Genomic DNA, 16,194 nt, shown 5'->3' on the forward strand with positions numbered 1-16,194 from the left:
GGCGCTCCCCGCACACACCGCGAGCGCAGCCTCGACCCGTCGTGTCCCGGCCGCCCGCAGACTCAGCCGCGGGCGAACGTCACGTGCACCACACCGCTCTCGGCGACCTCGCTGGTGACCGTGTAGCCGTCTTCGAGGCCGCGCAGGTCGGCCCAGAGGTTCTGCCCGCGACCGAGCAGGATCGGGGTGATGCCGACGTGCAGACGGTCGACGAGGCCGGCGGCCAGGAACGCGCGCACCGTGCTGGCCCCTCCCCCGATGCGCACGTCCGCGTCGCCGGCGACCTCGGTCGCGAGCGCCAGCGCCTCGGCCGGCGGCGCGTCGAGGAAGTGGAACTCCGTGCCGTTGTCGAAGGAGATCGGCTCCCGGCCCGCGCTGTGCGTCAGGACGAAGACCGGGCAGCGGAAAGGCGGCTCGTCGCCCCACCAGCCGCGCCAGTCCGCATCGTCGGGGAAGTCGTGGAGGCCGAACATCCCCGCACCCATGATCTCGGCGCCGATGTCCTCGAAGTACTCGGCGCCGTAGCGGTCGTCCACGCCCGTGGTCCCCGCGCCGGAGAGGTCGCCCAGCACGCGCTCCCGGAACGTGCGGGTGGCCGTGTAGGCCGCGACGAGGCGGCCCCAGTCGTCCCCGAAGGGGTTCTCCGGGGTCTGATCGGTGGTCGACGCGTACCCGTCGAGGGAGATGTTGAGGTCGGCGCGAACGGCCATGTGCCGGTCTCCTTGCTGAACGGGGACGAACGGGGTCTCAGGCGCGGTCCGGATTCGAATCCTTGCCGTCGAGCCAGAGCGTATCGCTGGCATCCCGGTGCGTGCCATCGGTTCCCACGTGCTTCGTGCTGATCGTCGGGCCCTTGGTGATCACGTGCACGATCGCCATGCCGTGTCCGCGTCCGAGGTCGTATTCGCTCTTGAGCCATTCGAGGATCGGGGCGGCCTTGGTGCCGGGGCCGAAGCCCTGTGCCTCGGCGAGGTCCACGATCTGGCGCGGCGTGAGCCCGGTCTTGGTCTCGACGGCGTCGAGATATGCCTGGAACGACATGTTCTGCTCCTCTGCGGTTGTGGTCAGTCGACCACGGTCTGGATGATCACGGCCGAGGCGTGGATCCCGATCAGGCGCATGGTGCTCGATCCCACGTTCTCGAAGCGGTGGGGCACGAAGGCGGGCCCCGTCACGGTGTCGCCCGCGGTCGCGGTGATGATGCGGTCGCCGACGGTGAAGGCGGCTTCGCCCTCGATCACGACCCAGGTCTCAGGGTAGGGGTGCCAGTGCAGCAGAGACCCCTGACCGGGCTGGTTGTCGACGTAGAAGTACGAGACGGCGGCGCCGTGCTCGACGCCTTCGAAGCGCCGTCCGTCGCCCGTGCCGAGGCGGATCTCCTCGGGCGTGATCACGGCGATCTCGGGTGCGATGATGCTCATGTCGTGCTCCTCTCGGTGGTGTGCTCCCACTCTCCCCGGGCTCGGATCCACGTCGTAGAGTTTCGATGTGGATCGAAACATGGAGGGCGTCGAGTGGGAGCACCACCGCGTCGACTTCCGCCTGAGCCCCGGCGACATCCAGGCAGTGCGGTTCGGCGTCTCGCCCGGCCATGAGCTCGCCCACGCCGTGCGCGTGCTGCTGCGCCCGGAGCACTATCCGCTCGCCTGGGGCTGGCTCAAGAGCGTGCGCGGGCGACTGCCCCGCCACGCGTTCGACGTGCTCGCGCCGGTGATCGGCGCCGACGGCTACATGCCCGACTTCGTCACGACCACCGCCCGATGGGACCTGGGGCCCGACGACGAGCTCGCGGCGCTGCGGGAGGCTCCGCTCGCCGGCATGCGCGTGGACCTCGGCAAGATGATCGCGCGCTCCTCCGGCCGTCGACAGGAGTCCCTGCGCCGCATGCAGGAGCACCCGGCGCGGGCGCGCGCGATCATCGCCGACGCCTGGGAGGAGGTCTGGGACGGCACGATGGCGCCGGTCTGGCCGCAGCTGGAGCGGATCCTGAGATCCGACATCGCCGTGCGGTCCCGCACGATCGCGACCGAGGGGCTCGCCGCCATGGCATCCGCCCTGCACCCCCAGGTCGGATGGGGCGACGGCTCCGTGCGCGTGCGGCTGCGACGGCACAGCGAGGACGTGGACTGCCGGGGTGGCGGCCTGGTGCTCGTCCCCTCCGTCATGTCGTCCTGGGGCTGCATGGTGCTCACCGAGCCGCCGGCCCAGCCGACGCTTTTCTACCCCGCGCACGGAGTGACGGCCGGCTGGGCGGCCGACACCGAGGACCGGGTGCGCGCCCTGGGGGCCCTCGTCGGGCCGGTGCGCGCGGGGATCCTGCTCGCCGCGCACGTGCCGCGGACCACGACCCAGGTGGCGGTGGGGGCGGGGATCGCGGTCTCCACCGCCTCCCACCACCTCACGGTGCTGCGCGATGCGGGCCTGATCGACAGCACCCGCGACGGCGCCCGGATGATGCACCTGCGCACGCCGCTGGGCGAGGCGCTCGTCGGCGCCGACCTGTGAGCCCGCGGCGGTCGTCCTCGCTTCCGCCGGTCAGCGCTCCCCGGTGAGCACGACGAGCTCCTGGGTCGCGCGGGTCATCGCCACGTAGCGGTCGACGGCGCCCTCGATCCCCTCGCCGAGGAGCTCCGGATCCACGAGCACGACGAGGTCGAACTCCAGGCCCTTCGCCGTCAGCGGCGTGCACAGGCGCACCCGCGGCTCGACGGCGCCCCGGGCGTCCCGGTATGGCCGGTCGTCGCCGATCACGCAGGCGATCCCCTCGGCGTGCGCCGCCAGCCACTCCGCGATGATCCGGTCGCGCTCCGCGGCGGACGCGTATCGCACCGGGATGCCGCTCGCGCGCACCGAGACGGGCACGTTGGCATCGGGCAGCGCGGCCCGGATGACGGGCTCGGCGGCCGCCATGACCTCCTCCGGCGTGCGGTAGTTGATGCGCAGCGACGCCTGGGCGACCCGGCGCAGGCCGATCCGGGCGAGGCGGTCGGCCCACGTCTCCCCGAACCCGTGCCGGGCCTGCGCGCGGTCGCCGACGATGGTCAGACTGTGCGACGGCGCACGGCGCAGCAGCATGGCCCACTCCGCATCGCTGAGCTCCTGCGCCTCGTCGACGATCACGTGCGCGAAGGGGCCTGCGAGCGCATCCGGATCCCGGCGGGGCAGGGCCTCCTCGTCGAGGAGCATCTCGCGCACCCCGGCGCTGTCCTCGCCGAAGAAGAACCCGGTGATCGCGCTCTCCTTGTCGTCGTCGGCGGCCAGCAGCTCGTCCAGCACGCGCTCGCGATACTCCCGCTCCTCGGCGGTGACCGCCTCCTGGCGTCGACGCCGGCGAGCCCCCGCCGGATCGCCGATGAGCGCGCGCGCCTCGTCGAGGAGCGGGAGGTCCTGACGGGTCCAGGCGCGGGCGTCCTCGCGCCGCAGCGCCTCCCGCTCCGCGTCGCCGAGCCACGGCGCGCAGACGCGCAGGAAGGCGGGCACCGCCCACAGATCGGCGATGACGCCCGCCGGATCCAGCACGGGCCAGGCCGCGACGAACGCCCGCTGCAGCGCCGTGTTCTGCCGCAGCGACCGGTCCAGGGCCCGCGCGGGCAGGTCCTCGTCGGCGTGGTCCTCGACGAGCGCTCCGATCAGCGCGTCCCACACCTCGTCGCGGGCGTCGTTGTGCGCGGTGCCCGGTGCCGGCGCGTCGAACGCCTCGGCCCACGCATCCGGTTCGATGACCACGTCCCGCCAGGGCGTCTCCACGAGCAGCGGATCGCGGGGCGCCTGCTCGTGGTACCGCACCGCGGCGGCCACCGCATCGAGCAGACGCGAGCCGGACTTGAGCGAGCGGCAGAGCGGGTCGGGCTCCTCCGCCATGCGGTCGCCATCGCGTCCCTCGGGCACCATGTCGGGCACGGTGCACACCCGCACGCTGTCCTCGCCGAGGCTCGGCAGCACATCCTCGACGTAGGCGAGATAGGGACGGTGCGGGCCGACGAAGAGGATCCCCCCGTGGCTGAGCCGCTGCTCGGCGTGCATGAGATAGGCGGCGCGGTGCAGCGCGACCACGGTCTTGCCGGTGCCCGGTCCGCCGTCGACGACGAGGGCGTCCCGCGACGACGCGCGGATGATCGCGTCCTGGTCGGCCTGGATGGTGGCGAGCACGTCGCGCATCCGCGGCGAGCGCGAGGCGCCGAGGCTCGCGATGAAGGCGGACTGGTCGTCGAGCGCCGCCGCGGCGTCCCCCGCCCCGTCCGCGGACGGGTCGAAGACCTCGTCCCAGTAGTCGGTGATGCGTCGCTCGTTCCCGGGGCCGGAGCTCCAGCGGTAGCGACGACGGCTGACCAGCCCCGCCGGGTCGGCGTGGGTGGCGGCGAAGAAGGGCTCGGCGGCGGGCGCCCGCCAGTCGACGAGCAGCCGGCGCCCGGCGGCATCCGACAGCCCGATGCGTCCGATGTAGACCCGCTCGGCGGGCCGCTCGCCGGATCCGGCGACGACCATCCGCCCGAGGCAGAGGTCGACGCCGAATCGGCGCAGCAGCTGCAGCCGCGACGTGGTGCGGTGGATCTCGAGGTCGCGGTCGAGAGCCTCCTGGCCGAGCCGCGCGTGGGTGGCCCGCAGGCGGGTGAGGCGATCCTCGAGCGCGGCGATCTCCTCCGCGAGCCGTCCGCGGACGGCGGCGAGGTGGGCGTCGTCCGCGGCGATGAGCGCGGGGGCGGACTTGCGGGCGAGCACGGGCGGGAGGGCGAAGACCGACCGGGTGTCCGGCGGCTGCGGGGCGCGGGACGACGGGGCGGCGGCGAAGGGCTGGTCGGGGTGGGTTTCAGGGCGCACGGATCCTCCGATTCCAGGGCGAAGCCACCTAGTCTGCCCCGGCGGGGGGCCCTTGCCGCAAGCCCCACCCCGGGCGGTATCCTGGAAGTGCAGGGAGCGGTCCGCCAGGATCCGCTCCCGTCGCATTTTCTGCCGCCTTCCCGTCACCTGAGCGACATCTTCCGCGACGGGAGCTTTCGGAGGGCGCGGCTACGATCGAAGGACGCCCTCGGAAGGATCCTCATGTCCCACGCCGCCCACGCCCGTACGCACGTCGAGGATCTGGCCGACTTCGTCAGCGCCTCTCCCTCCAGCTACCACGCGGCGGAGGAGGTCGCCCGGCGCCTCGAGGGCCAGGGCTTCACCCGGCTCGACGAGACCGAGGCCTGGCCCGCGCAGGCCGGCGGCCGGTTCGTGATCGTGCGCGACGGCGCGGCGATCGCCTGGGTCGTGCCGCCGGCGGCCACGGCGACCACCCCGGTGCACGTGCTCGGCGCGCACACCGACTCCCCCGGCTTCAAGCTCAAGCCCCGTCCGACGACCGGATCCCGCGGCTGGCTGCAGGCCGCCGTCGAGGTCTACGGCGGACCGCTGCTGAACTCGTGGCTCGACCGCGAGCTGCGCCTCGCCGGCCGCCTCGCCCTCGCCGACGGCCGGGTCGCGCTCGCCGCGACCGGACCGCTGCTGCGCCTGCCGCAGCTCGCGATCCACCTCGACCGCGGCGTCAACAACGGCCTCGCGCTGGACAAGCAGGTCGAGACCCAGCCCGTCTGGGGCCTGGGCGACCCGGAGTCGGCGGACATCCTCGGAGAGCTCGCCGACACAGCGGGGGTGGATCCGCTCGAGATCCGCGGCTTCGACGTCGTCACCGCCGACAGCGCCCGCGGCGCGGTGTTCGGCAAGGACGACGCGTTCTTCGCGAGCGGCCGACTCGACGACCTCGCCTCGGTGCACGCGGGGGTCGTGGCGCTGGGCGAGATCGCCGCGCACGACGAGCCGCGGGCGATCGCGGTGCTGGCCGCCTTCGACCACGAGGAGCTCGGATCCGGATCCCGCTCCGGGGCCGCCGGCCCCATCCTGGAGGACGTCCTGGAGCGCATCTACGCCGGGCTCGGTGCCGACGCCGTCGATGTGCACCGCGCGTACGCCGCCTCCTGGTGCCTGTCCAGCGATGTCGGGCACTCGGTGCACCCGAACTACGCCGGCAGGCACGACCCGGTCGTGCAACCGGTGCTGGGATCCGGTCCGATCCTGAAGATCAACGCGAACCAGCGCTACGCGACCGATGCGGTGGGCGCGGCCGCGTGGCACCGCTGGTGCGACGCCGCCGGTGTGGTGACCCAGGAGTTCGTCTCGAACAACGACGTGCCCTGCGGATCCACGATCGGACCGATCACCGCCACCCGGCTGGGGATCCGCACGGTCGACGTGGGCATCCCGATCCTGTCGATGCACTCCGCCCGCGAGCTCGCCGGCGTGAGCGACCTGCACGACCTCACTGCCGTCGCGAAGGCGTTCTTCGCCGGCTGAGCCCGCACCCCTTGCCGGATCCGCCTTCAACCCGCAGGAAGGATCCACTTCTGAAGGATGAATCCTCGCGATTCGTCCTCTGGAAGTGGATCCGTCCTGCGGAATTGCTCGGGGAGGCCGATCGCGGAACCACCCCCGCCGCGGCTCAGCGCATCGTGTCCAGGATCCCGACGAGGTCCTCGAAGGTCGTCAGCGGGTTCAGGATCGCGAAGCGCGTGTTGACCCGGCCGGCGTGCGAACTCGGCACGACCAGGGCGCGCTGCGACTGCAGCAGCTCGTCCGACCAGCGGTCGTAGTCGGCGCGCTCCCAGCCCTCGCGCTCGAACACGACCACCGAGAGCTCGGGGTCGCGCACCAGGCGCAGCTCGGGGCGGGAGGCGATCTCATCGGCGATCCGCCGGGTCAGCGCGAGCGTCGAGCTCACGGCCTCCCGGTACGCCGCCACGCCGTAGGTCGCGAGCGAGAACCACAGCGGCAGTCCGCGCGGACGCCGGGTGAGCTGGATCGAGTAGTCCGAGGGGCTGAACTCATCCGTGTCGGTGAGGGTGTCCAGGTACTCCGCGTGCTGCGTGTGCGCCAGACGGCCGTCGGCCGGATCCCGGTACAGCAGGGCGCAGCAGTCGAAGGGCGCGTACAGCCACTTGTGCGGATCCACGACGAGCGAGTCGCACCGCTCGACGCCGGCGAACCACGCCCTGGCCTCCGGCGCCAGCATGGCGGTCAGCCCGTATGCACCGTCGATGTGCAGCCAGAACTCGAACTCGTCCTTGAGCGCCGCGATGCCGGCGATGTCGTCGAGGATGCCGAAGTTGGTGGATCCGGCGGTCGCCACGACCGCGAACACCGCGTCCCCGTGCTCCTCCAGGGCGGCGCGCACCTCGTCGGCGTGCAGCTTGCCGTCGGCGCCCGCGGGCACCGCGATCACGTCGACGTCCATGATCTTCGCGGCCGACTTGTTCGAGGAGTGCGCCTCCAGGCTGCAGACCAGCTTCCACCGTGCGGGCCGGGGCGTGCCGGCCGCGTCGAGACGCCGTCCGGCCTTGTCGCGCGCCGCGGCGAGCGCCGAGAGGTTGCCGATCGTGCCGCCCTGCACGAAGACGCCGCCCGCGGTCTCGGGCAGCCCGAACTCGGCGGCGAGCCACGAGAGCACCTCGTTCTCGGCGTGCACCGCTCCGGCGCCTTCGAGCCAGCTGCCGCCGTAGAGCCCCGAGGCCGAGACGACGAGGTCGAACGCCATGGCCGCCACGGTCGGCGCGTTGGGGATGAAGGAGAGGTAGTTGGGGTGGCTCGTGGTGAGGCAGGCCGGGGCGAGGATGTGCTCGAAGACGCTGAGCGCGCGCTGCCCGCCGAGCCCGGCGTCGGTGATCGTCGCGCCCACGAGGCGTCGCAGTTCGGCTTCGGGCTGCGGTTTGTCCAGCGGCACATCGGTGGCGAGCATCCGGCGGCGGGAGTAGTCGAGCACGGCGTCGACGATCGCGGCGGATTCGGGCGAGGCGGCATGCATGCGCGCGGCGTCCATGGCGGATCCTTCCGACCCGGAAGCCTACGGGCGCCCGGTCACGAGCAGAGATGCCGCGCCGGATCAACGGGTCGGCGTTATCGTACCGCCTCGCCGCGTCGGACGGCGATCGGGTTCTCGAGGAACTCCGTCTGCGCCGAACGGGGCGTCAGCACGACGAAGACCGCCCCCGAAAACCGCCGGGATCCGCCTCCGTCGCCCTCCTGCCTGCCAGGATGTTGCCATGTCCGCAGAGCGCAGCACCGGAGCCGGCACCCTCATCGAGAGCCGGGGCATCGAGATCGTCCCCGAATCGGAGCGCACCGCGCGGCCCCGCGACCTGTTCTGGCCGTGGTTCGCCGCGAACGTGTCGGTGTTCGGCATGTCCTACGGCTCGTTCCTGCTCGGCTTCGGCATCTCGCTCTGGCAGGCGACGGTCGTCGCGATCATCGGCATCGTGGTGTCCTTCGCACTGTGCGGGCTCATCGCGATCGCGGGAAAGCGCGGATCCGCGCCGACCATGGTGCTGTCGCGGGCCGCGTTCGGCGTGCAGGGGCAGAAGATCCCCGGCATCGTGTCGTGGCTCACCTCGATCGGCTGGGAGACGTCGCTCACCATCACCGCCGTGCTCGCGACCACCACGGTGCTGCACCGGCTCGGCTGGGTGGGCGAGAGCGGCGACGTCGCCGTGAACATCATCGCGACGATCCTCGTGGCCGCTCTCATCGTCGGCGCATCGGTGCTCGGCTACCACACGATCATGCGGCTCCAGTCGGTGCTCACCTGGCTGACCGGCGCGTTCACGGTGCTGTTCCTGATCCTGACGTTCTCGAGCATCCACTGGTACAAGGCCTTCTCGCACCCGGACGGCACCCTCGCCCAGACCATCGGAGCGCTCGTCATGGTGATGACCGGCTTCGGGCTCGGCTGGATCAACATCGCCGCCGACTGGTCCCGCTATCAGAAGCGCACCGCGTCGGACACGCAGATCGTCGCCTGGAACACGATCGGCGGATCCGTCGCCCCGATCGTGCTGGTGTTCTTCGGTCTCCTCCTCGCCGGTTCGGACGACAAGCTCGGCGCCGCCGTCGCGGCCGATCCGATCGGGGCGCTCGCCTCGCTGCTCCCGGACTGGGCGCTGTTCCCGTTCCTCATCGTCGCGATCCTCACGCTGGTCTCGGGCGCGGTGCTCGGCATCTACTCGTCGGGTCTCACCCTGCTCAGCCTCGGGATCCGGATCCCGAGGCCGGCCGCAGCGGCGGTCGACGGCGTGATCCTCACCATCGGCACGATCGTCGTGGTGTTCTTCGCGCAGAACTTCCTGGGCCCCTTCCAGTCGTTCCTCATCACGCTCGGCGTGCCGATGGCCGCATGGGCAGGGATCCTCATCGCCGACATCCTCCGCCGTCGCAAGGACTACGACGAGGCGGCGCTGTTCGACCCGAACGGGCGCTACGGCGCCTGGGACGTCCTCTCGATCGCCACGCTCGTCGTGGCATCGATCATCGGCTGGGGCTTCGTGATCAACGGGTTCGCCGACGCGGCGCCGTGGAACAACTGGCAGGGGTACTTCCTCGGCCTCATCGGCGGCAAGGACGGCGACTGGGCCTACGCCAACCTCGGCGTCTTCTTCGCTCTCGTGCTCGGATTCGTCGTCACCTGGTTCGGCCGGGCGGGCAGGATCCGCCGTCAGGAGCAGGCGTGACGGATGCGGCTGACCCCCCGGGGTCGTTGAGCGAGGACGCCGGAGGCGACCGAGACGAAACGGCGCGCCGCGCGGAACCCGCCGAGCTGCCCTGGCTGGTGGTGATCGACCCGCAGAACATCTTCGCGGCGCCGGACTCGGCATGGGGCTCGCCGATGTTCCCCGCGGCGCTCGAGAACATCCGGCGACTCGCGGCGGCCGCCGGCGGACGCGTGCTCGTCACCCGCTGGCTGCCCACCGCCGACCGGAGCACCGCCTGGGGCGACTACTTCGCGGAATGGCCGTTCGCCGACCGTCCGGCCGACGACCCGCTCTTCGATCTCGTGCCCGGGGCGCGGGAGCTCTCGCCGCATCCGACGCTCGACCTGCCGACGTTCGGCAAGTGGGGTGCGGCGATCGGGCAGATCCTCGGATCCGCTCCGATCGTGCTGACCGGGGTCTCGACCGACTGCTGCGTCGTCTCCACGGCCCTGGCCGCCGCGGACGCGGGTGCTCGCGTGACGATCGCCGCGGATGCCTGCGCGGGTTCCACTGCCGAGAACCACGCCGCAGCGCTCACGGTCATGGGGCTCTATCCGCCGCAGCTGACGGTGTCCGACACCGCGACGGCCCTGCGGATCCTGCACCCGTGACGCCTCCCGCCCGCTGAGCGACGTCCACACCGAGGGCGGAGGCTACCCGAGGACGGCCGCGACCGTGCGCCGCGCCAGCGCCGGCCGGTCCTCGGGCGCCCACTTCACCAGCGAGTGCGCGTTCATGCCGTCGACCGTGGCGAGCAGCAGCCACGCCGCCCCCTCCGCGTGCGCGGCGGAGATCTCGCCCGCCGCGACCCCCTCGGCGACGATCGCCTCGAGGTCGCGCTGCCAGCCGTCCATCTCCCGGCGCACCCGGGCGGCGAGCTCGTCGTTGCGCGCGCCGTCGGCCCAGGCCTGCACCCAGACCAGGGTCACGTCATCGCGTTCGCCGTCGAGGAGGGTCTCCACGATGCGCGTGATGCGCCCCCGCAGGCCGGGGATCGCGCGCCCGGCCGCGACGACTTCCACCCGCTCGGCCTCGACGATCGCGCCGAACACGTCGGCCACGAACGCGTCCATGCTCGGGCGGTAGTGGGCGACCAGCGCCGGCGTCACCCCGGCCGCGGCGGCCACGGTGCGCACGGTGAGCCCGGCGATCCCGTTCTGCCGGGCGAGGGCGATCGCCGCGTCGAGGATCGCGCGCTCCCGCTGCTCCGGCGGCATCCGCTTCGGCCGAGGGGTTGACGAGGTGCTCATGAGGCTATACCGTATCGCTAGTTGGTCACTTGTTCAATAAGTGCCGCGAACCGATCCGAGGAGCACCGATGCCCTGGCAGATGCCCAGCGAGACCGCCCGCCACGACCGCGTCTGGATGGCCTTCCCCGCCGAAGGCGAGACTCTGGGCGACACCGACGCCCTGCGCGAGGAGGGCTACGCGACCTGGACCGCGGTCGCCCACGCCGTCAGCGCGTTCACCCCGGTGACGATCCTCGTGGATCCGAGCGAGCTCAGCCGCGCGCGCCGCATGCTGTCGAGCGACATCACGATCCTCGAGGCGGGCGTCGACGAGTTCTGGATGCGCGACTCCGGCCCGACCTTCGTCGTCGACGCCGACCGCCCCGGCGTCCTCGGCGCCGTCGACTGGGTGTTCAACGGCTGGGGCGCGAACTCCTGGGCGTCGTGGACGAAGTCCGGCGAGCACGCGCGGATCATCGCGGAGCAGGTCGGCGCCGAACTGGTCTCGTCCACGCTCGTCAACGAGGGCGGCGGCATCCACGTCGACGGCGAGGGAACCGTGCTGCTCACCGAGACGGTGCAGCTCGACCCCCGCCGCAACCCCTACCTCGACCGCCGGCGCGTGGAGGCGGAGATGCTCCGCACGATCGGCGCCACCAAGGCCGTCTGGCTGCCCCGCGGACTCACCCGCGACTACGACGAGTTCGGCACGAACGGACACGTCGACATCGTCGCCGCGATCACCTCGCCCGGTCGCATCCTCCTGCACGCGCAGCAGGATCCGGATCACCCCGACTTCGAGGTGTCCGCCGCGCTGCGCGCGCACCTGTCCGCCGAGACCGATGCCGCCGGCCGCCCGTTCGAGATCATCGACCTGCCTGCGCCGGCGACCCTCCGAGATGCGGAGGGCTTCGTCGACTGGAGCTACGTCAACCACCTCGTCACGAACGACGGCGTCATCGCCTGCGGGTTCGGCGACGACACCGCGGACGCGCGCGCCCGGGAGATCCTCGCCGACGCCTACCCCGGTCGCCGCGTCGTCACCGTCGACGCCCGCCCCCTGTTCGACCGCGGCGGCGGCATCCACTGCATCACCCAGCAGCAGCCGACGCTCACCGCCTGACCCGCTCACCCCTCGTCCTCTCCGCCCGTCCGCATCGACCGGCCGCCCGCACGACCGGCACCTCGATGCGGACAGGCGGTAACGCACCCGAAGGATCCGCCCATGTTCGATGTCGTCGAGACCCCCATCGCCCGCCTGCGCGCCGCCCTCGAGGCCGGCGAGACCACGTCGGTCGAACTGGTCGACGCCTATCTCGCGCGCATCGACGCCTACGACGGCCCGGACACGGCGACCGCGCTGAACTCGGTCGTCGTGCGCAACCCGGAGGCGCGCGCCGAGGCCGAGGCCTCCGACGCCCGCCGCGCCCGCGGCGAGGTCCTGGGGCCGCTCGACGGGATCCCGTACACGGCCAAGGACAGCTACCTCGTGCGCGGCCTGACCGCGGCCGCCGGATCCCCCGCGTTCGCCGAGCTCGTCGCCCAGCGCGACGCGTTCACGATCGAGCGGCTGCGCGCGGGCGGTGCGATCTGCCTCGGTCTCACGAACATGCCCCCGATGGCGAACGGCGGCATGCAGCGCGGCGTCTACGGCCGCGCGGAGAGCCCGTACAACGCCGACTGGCTGACCAGCGCGTTCGGGTCGGGCTCGTCGAACGGCTCCGGCACCGCGACCGCGGCGTCCTTCGGGGCCTTCGGCCTGGGCGAGGAGACCTGGTCCAGCGGGCGTGCCCCCGCGTCCCACAATGCGCTCGTCGCCTACTGCCCGAGCCGCGGGGTCATCTCGGTCCGCGGCAACTGGCCGCTCGTGCCGACCCAGGACGTCGTCGTGCCGCACGCGCGCTCGGTCGCCGATCTGCTCGAGATCCTCGACGTCGTCGTCGCCGACGACCACACCACGCGCGGCGACTTCTGGCGGGCGCAGCCGTGGGTGCCGCTGCCGGCGGCATCCGAGGTGCGACCCGACTCGTATGTCGCACTCGAGCCCGCGGATCTCCGCGGCGTCCGGTTCGGCGTCCCGAAGATGTACATCAACGCGGATCCCGACGCGGGCACCGGCACCGGCATCGGCGGCCCGACCGGTCGGCGCGTGGAGACCCGCGAGACGGTCATGGAGCTCTGGCGCGCGGCCCGGGCCGCGCTGGAGGCGGCCGGAGCGGAGATCGTCGAGGTCGACTTCCCCGCCGTCACCAATTACGAGGGGGACCGCGCCGGCGCGCCGACGATCGCGACCCGCGGGATCGTGCCGCCTGCGTTCCTGCGCAGCGAGGTCATCGAGCTCTGCGCCTGGGGCTGGGACGACTTCCTCGGCGCCAACGGCGATCCGGCGCTGAACACGCTGGCCCAGGTCGACGGGGCGGAGATCTTCCCGGCTCCCCCGGGCGCCCTGCCCGACCGCTACACCGGTTTCGATGACGACATCAACGAGCTGCCCGACCTGTTCCGGGCGAACCCGGTGACCGATCTGACCGCGATCCCGCACATGGAGGCGGGCCTGCGCGGCCTGGAGGAGACCCGTCGCGTCGACCTCGAGCAGTGGATGGATGAGCTCGGCCTGGACGCTGTGCTCTACCCGGCGATGGCCGACATCGGCCCGGCGGACATGGACGTCAACCCGGCCTCCGCCGACCAGGGCTGGCGCAACGGCGTCTGGGTCGCGAACGGCAACATCGTGCCGCGGCACCTCGGCATCCCCTCGGTGACCGTGCCGATGGGCACGCTGTCGGACATCGCGATGCCCGTGGGCCTGACCATCTCCGGTCGCGCCTACGACGACACCCGGTTGCTGCAGCTCGCCGCCGCTTTCGAGGCGACCGGCGACCGCCGCACGACTCCTCCGCGCACGCCCCGCCTCTGAGGCGCCGCGGCGGCTCCCGAGGGCGCCGGGAGGCGACCGCGCTATCGTGAGCGCATGGACTCCGCTCCCCTGCGCACCCTCGTCGAGACCGTGCGCCGGGAAGGACGGGGAGTGCTGGCGACCACCGCGCCGGACGGCGCTCCCGAGGCCGCGCTCGTGGGTGTCGCCGTCCTCGACGACGGCATCCTGATCGTGAACGCCCCCTCGTCGGCGCGCAAGGTCGCGCACCTGCGCCGTGAGCCGCGCGCGGCACTCGTCATCGGCGCAGGACCCGTGCGCAGTCTTCAGGTCGAGGGACGCGTCCAGCTGCTCGAGGGAGACGACCGGAGCGCGCTCGCCGCCGCCTACGACGCGCAGTTCCCCGGCTCGCGCTCGCTCGCCGAGGGCTTCGTCGTCATCGCGATCCGGCCCGAGTGGATGCGCGACTACGACATCGACCGGGATCCCCGCGCGATCGAGACGACCCTCATCGCGCGCTGATCCGGCCCGGCGTTCGACGGGTGTCACGCCCCATGTTTCGGCACGTTTCACGCCCGCTTCCACCTCGACACGCCCGGACGTAGCCTGATCGGACCGATCCTGTGAGGAGAACACCGTGACCACGCCCCGCGCTCAGCTCTCGCCCGTTCCGGCGCGACAGGCTGTGGCGTGCATGTGCGACCACGGCGACGTCTGCTCCTCCTTCGCCCCCGGGCACGCGCTGCACCTCATCCAGGCGCGTCTCGCGGCGGCCACGGCTGCCGGCTGGACCGACGCCCTGGTGACCGACGTCGACCGCGCAGCGGGCACACTTCGGGTCACGACGCTCGACGGCGAGGCGCTGTCGCTGTGGAACGCCGGCGGCGCGGCTCTCGAGGTCGAGCCGGGGCAGCCCGTGGCGGTGCACACCCGCTGGGATGTGCTCGCGATCGGCGCGCTGCGCTACAACATCGCCCGCGTCTGACCGCCTCCGCCCACACGGCGCCGACCCGCGGAGCGGGCGACGACACGGCGCCACCCGCTCCCGGGGCTCAGGCCTCGAGCTCGCGCAGGAAGCCCTGCACGTGCTCCTGGAGCCGGAGGATCCGCTGCGTCCTTGCCGCTTCGCGGTCATAACCCTCATACGCCAGTGCCGGGAGTCGGCGCACGTTCGCAGAGCATCCGAAGTTGGCGCAGATCAGCACGCCGAGCGTGTTCCCCTGCCGCCCCGACGGCCCTGCCTTGCGCGCCGCGAAGAACTGCACGTCGTTGCGGAGCGTGACGTCCTCGCACCAGGAGCACTGGGCTCGGGCGAGCGTGCGCTGCTCGGCCTGCTGCAGCAGCACGGACATCGAACTGCCATCATCCCGCTGCGCGACGATGTACGCGCGCCGGGGCATCTTGGGATCCGACCAGCCCAGGTAATCGAGAACCGAGAAGTCGGTCTCGCCGAAGCCGGGCGGCAGGGTCAGGGAGGAAGCCTCCTTGCGGGAGGCGTTGCGGAAGGAAGCGCGGATGGCGCGCTCGTCGATGGGAAGCATGTCGTGCTCTCTGTGAGATGTCGTTGCGCCTGCCGGGCAGGCGCGGAGGTCGGCTGCGAATCGCAACCGGAGAAAGGACCCGCGGATCTCCTCACGCGGGCGCGACGAACGTGCCGGTGAGGGACCTCACCGGCGGGGCGTCAGCCTCTGCCACCGGCGCGGAAAGCGCCGGTGACCTCCTTCGACACCGCACGGGCGTCATGAACGACGAGCATGCTCCGATCCTACGGCACCCCTGATCACAGGGAGCCGAAAGGACCCGGCCTCACGCCGCGATCATCGAGTCGCGCATGGCCATGCAGGCGTCCATGCACGCCTTGCACGCGGCCGCGCACATCCGGCAGACCTCGCTGTGCGCCTCGTGCTGCATGCACATGTCCATGCAGAGCTGGCACATCGCCATGCAGGCGTCCAGCATCGACATCATGACCGCCGGGGTCATCCCCTGCATGCGCATCATCGATCGCATCATCGTGTTGCACATGTCGGCGCAGTTCATGCACGCCGGCGAACAGTCCATCATCTGCGTCGAGCACACCGTGCAGGCCTGCTCGCACGCCGAACACGCATCCATGCAGGCCTGCATGAGCGACATGTCCATCGCCTCCATGCCGGGCATCATGTCCATGCTCTTCATCGAGTCCATCATCATCGCGTCCATCACGAGCTCCTTCGTCCACCGGAAGGCGGGCGAACCACCCGTCTGACGACAGGGTAGCCCCGTCATGCCGCGACGTCGATGCCTGGCGGGCGGAGAGCGCCGGCGCCCCGCCAGGCGGGCGCGGGCACGCGAATCCCGCCGCGCAGCGGCGGAGGTCGCGGGCCTGCGCACGCACGAAAAAAGGCCGCCCGTGAGGGCGGCCTTGAATCGATCAGACCCAGAAATGCAGAAAGGCCACCCTGCGTTGGGTGGCCTTTCTGTTAAAGGAAGTCCGGCGGTGTCCTACTCTCCCACAGGGTCCCCCCTGCAGTACCATCGGCGCTGTGAGGCTTAGCT

General features: G+C 71.9%; 16 protein-coding genes and 1 rRNA gene. 9 read left to right on the forward strand and 8 right to left on the reverse strand.

Going from position 1 to position 16,194, the window contains the following annotated elements:
- Positions 1-62 precede the first annotated feature (62 nt).
- The 3 genes from WFJ01_RS09680 to WFJ01_RS09690 are packed head-to-tail and all read right to left on the reverse strand — an operon-like array spanning position 63 to position 1,421.
- A complete protein-coding gene (locus WFJ01_RS09680; protein WP_336628881.1) occupies positions 63-710 on the reverse strand; it encodes a dihydrofolate reductase family protein in 648 nt (215 codons plus the stop codon).
- 37 nt (positions 711-747) lie between these two features.
- On the reverse strand, positions 748-1,041 hold the full coding sequence (locus WFJ01_RS09685; protein ID WP_292883656.1) for a DUF4287 domain-containing protein: 294 nt from the start codon (positions 1,039-1,041) through the stop codon (positions 748-750).
- A gap of 23 nt (positions 1,042-1,064) precedes the next feature.
- Positions 1,065-1,421 carry a cupin domain-containing protein gene (locus tag WFJ01_RS09690; protein WP_336628882.1) on the reverse strand — a complete coding sequence of 119 codons (357 nt, stop codon included), beginning with the start codon at positions 1,419-1,421 and terminating at the stop codon, positions 1,065-1,067.
- 67 nt (positions 1,422-1,488) lie between these two features.
- Between WFJ01_RS09690 and WFJ01_RS09695 the strand changes: the two genes are divergently transcribed.
- The gene (locus WFJ01_RS09695) at positions 1,489-2,505 is read left to right on the forward strand and encodes an ArsR/SmtB family transcription factor (RefSeq protein ID WP_336628883.1); all 1,017 of its coding nucleotides are present in this window, start codon (positions 1,489-1,491) and stop codon (positions 2,503-2,505) included.
- A gap of 30 nt (positions 2,506-2,535) precedes the next feature.
- Here WFJ01_RS09695 and helR read toward each other — a convergent pair whose 3' ends face one another.
- On the reverse strand, positions 2,536-4,818 hold the full coding sequence (gene helR, locus WFJ01_RS09700; RefSeq protein ID WP_336628884.1) for an RNA polymerase recycling motor ATPase HelR: 2,283 nt from the start codon (positions 4,816-4,818) through the stop codon (positions 2,536-2,538).
- A 222-nt stretch (positions 4,819-5,040) separates the two neighbouring features.
- Here helR and WFJ01_RS09705 point away from each other — a divergent pair, with 222 nt between their 5' ends.
- A complete protein-coding gene (locus WFJ01_RS09705) occupies positions 5,041-6,327 on the forward strand; it encodes a M18 family aminopeptidase (protein WP_336628885.1) in 1,287 nt (428 codons plus the stop codon).
- A gap of 145 nt (positions 6,328-6,472) precedes the next feature.
- On the opposite strand, the gene WFJ01_RS09710 is transcribed toward WFJ01_RS09705, so the two are convergent.
- Positions 6,473-7,846: a pyridoxal phosphate-dependent decarboxylase family protein gene (locus WFJ01_RS09710; RefSeq protein ID WP_292883643.1), complete on the reverse strand. Its 1,374-nt coding sequence runs from the start codon at positions 7,844-7,846 to the stop codon at positions 6,473-6,475.
- Between the two features lie 223 nt (positions 7,847-8,069).
- Between WFJ01_RS09710 and WFJ01_RS09715 the strand changes: the two genes are divergently transcribed.
- Together WFJ01_RS09715 and WFJ01_RS09720 are read left to right on the forward strand one after the other, a co-directional pair.
- Entirely contained in the window at positions 8,070-9,530 is a 1,461-nt protein-coding gene (locus WFJ01_RS09715) for a purine-cytosine permease family protein (protein WP_336628886.1), read from the forward strand.
- Between the two features lie 98 nt (positions 9,531-9,628).
- On the forward strand, positions 9,629-10,162 hold the full coding sequence (locus tag WFJ01_RS09720) for a cysteine hydrolase family protein (protein ID WP_292884723.1): 534 nt from the start codon (positions 9,629-9,631) through the stop codon (positions 10,160-10,162).
- 42 nt (positions 10,163-10,204) lie between these two features.
- On the opposite strand, the gene WFJ01_RS09725 is transcribed toward WFJ01_RS09720, so the two are convergent.
- A complete protein-coding gene (locus WFJ01_RS09725) occupies positions 10,205-10,801 on the reverse strand; it encodes a TetR/AcrR family transcriptional regulator (RefSeq protein ID WP_336628887.1) in 597 nt (198 codons plus the stop codon).
- A gap of 68 nt (positions 10,802-10,869) precedes the next feature.
- Here WFJ01_RS09725 and WFJ01_RS09730 point away from each other — a divergent pair, with 68 nt between their 5' ends.
- The 4 genes from WFJ01_RS09730 (at position 10,870) to WFJ01_RS09745 (ending at position 14,641) form a co-directional block, all read left to right on the forward strand.
- The gene (locus WFJ01_RS09730) at positions 10,870-11,904 is read left to right on the forward strand and encodes an agmatine deiminase family protein (RefSeq protein ID WP_336628888.1); all 1,035 of its coding nucleotides are present in this window, start codon (positions 10,870-10,872) and stop codon (positions 11,902-11,904) included.
- A gap of 102 nt (positions 11,905-12,006) precedes the next feature.
- Positions 12,007-13,698 (forward strand): amidase, encoded by a 1,692-nt coding sequence (locus WFJ01_RS09735; RefSeq protein ID WP_336628889.1) that lies wholly within the window; start codon positions 12,007-12,009, stop codon positions 13,696-13,698.
- A gap of 54 nt (positions 13,699-13,752) precedes the next feature.
- Positions 13,753-14,178, forward strand: coding sequence for a pyridoxamine 5'-phosphate oxidase family protein (locus WFJ01_RS09740; protein WP_336628890.1), 426 nt, complete (start codon positions 13,753-13,755; stop codon positions 14,176-14,178).
- 115 nt (positions 14,179-14,293) lie between these two features.
- Positions 14,294-14,641, forward strand: coding sequence for a hypothetical protein (locus WFJ01_RS09745; RefSeq protein WP_336628891.1), 348 nt, complete (start codon positions 14,294-14,296; stop codon positions 14,639-14,641).
- A 67-nt stretch (positions 14,642-14,708) separates the two neighbouring features.
- Here the strand turns inward: WFJ01_RS09745 and WFJ01_RS09750 are convergent, their stop codons facing one another.
- Positions 14,709-15,197 carry an FBP domain-containing protein gene (locus WFJ01_RS09750; RefSeq protein ID WP_251445436.1) on the reverse strand — a complete coding sequence of 163 codons (489 nt, stop codon included), beginning with the start codon at positions 15,195-15,197 and terminating at the stop codon, positions 14,709-14,711.
- 290 nt (positions 15,198-15,487) lie between these two features.
- Here WFJ01_RS09750 and WFJ01_RS09755 point away from each other — a divergent pair, with 290 nt between their 5' ends.
- Positions 15,488-15,904, forward strand: a complete 417-nt coding sequence (locus tag WFJ01_RS09755) for a hypothetical protein (RefSeq protein WP_336628892.1) — start codon at positions 15,488-15,490, stop codon at positions 15,902-15,904.
- A gap of 223 nt (positions 15,905-16,127) precedes the next feature.
- Here the strand turns inward: WFJ01_RS09755 and rrf are convergent.
- A 5S ribosomal RNA gene (gene rrf / locus WFJ01_RS19080) occupies positions 16,128-16,194 on the reverse strand; the annotation flags it as partial.

Origin of the sequence: Microbacterium sp. MMO-35, assembly GCF_037147555.1 — a bacterium.
In the GTDB taxonomy this organism is placed as follows: Bacteria; Actinomycetota; Actinomycetes; order Actinomycetales; family Microbacteriaceae; genus Microbacterium.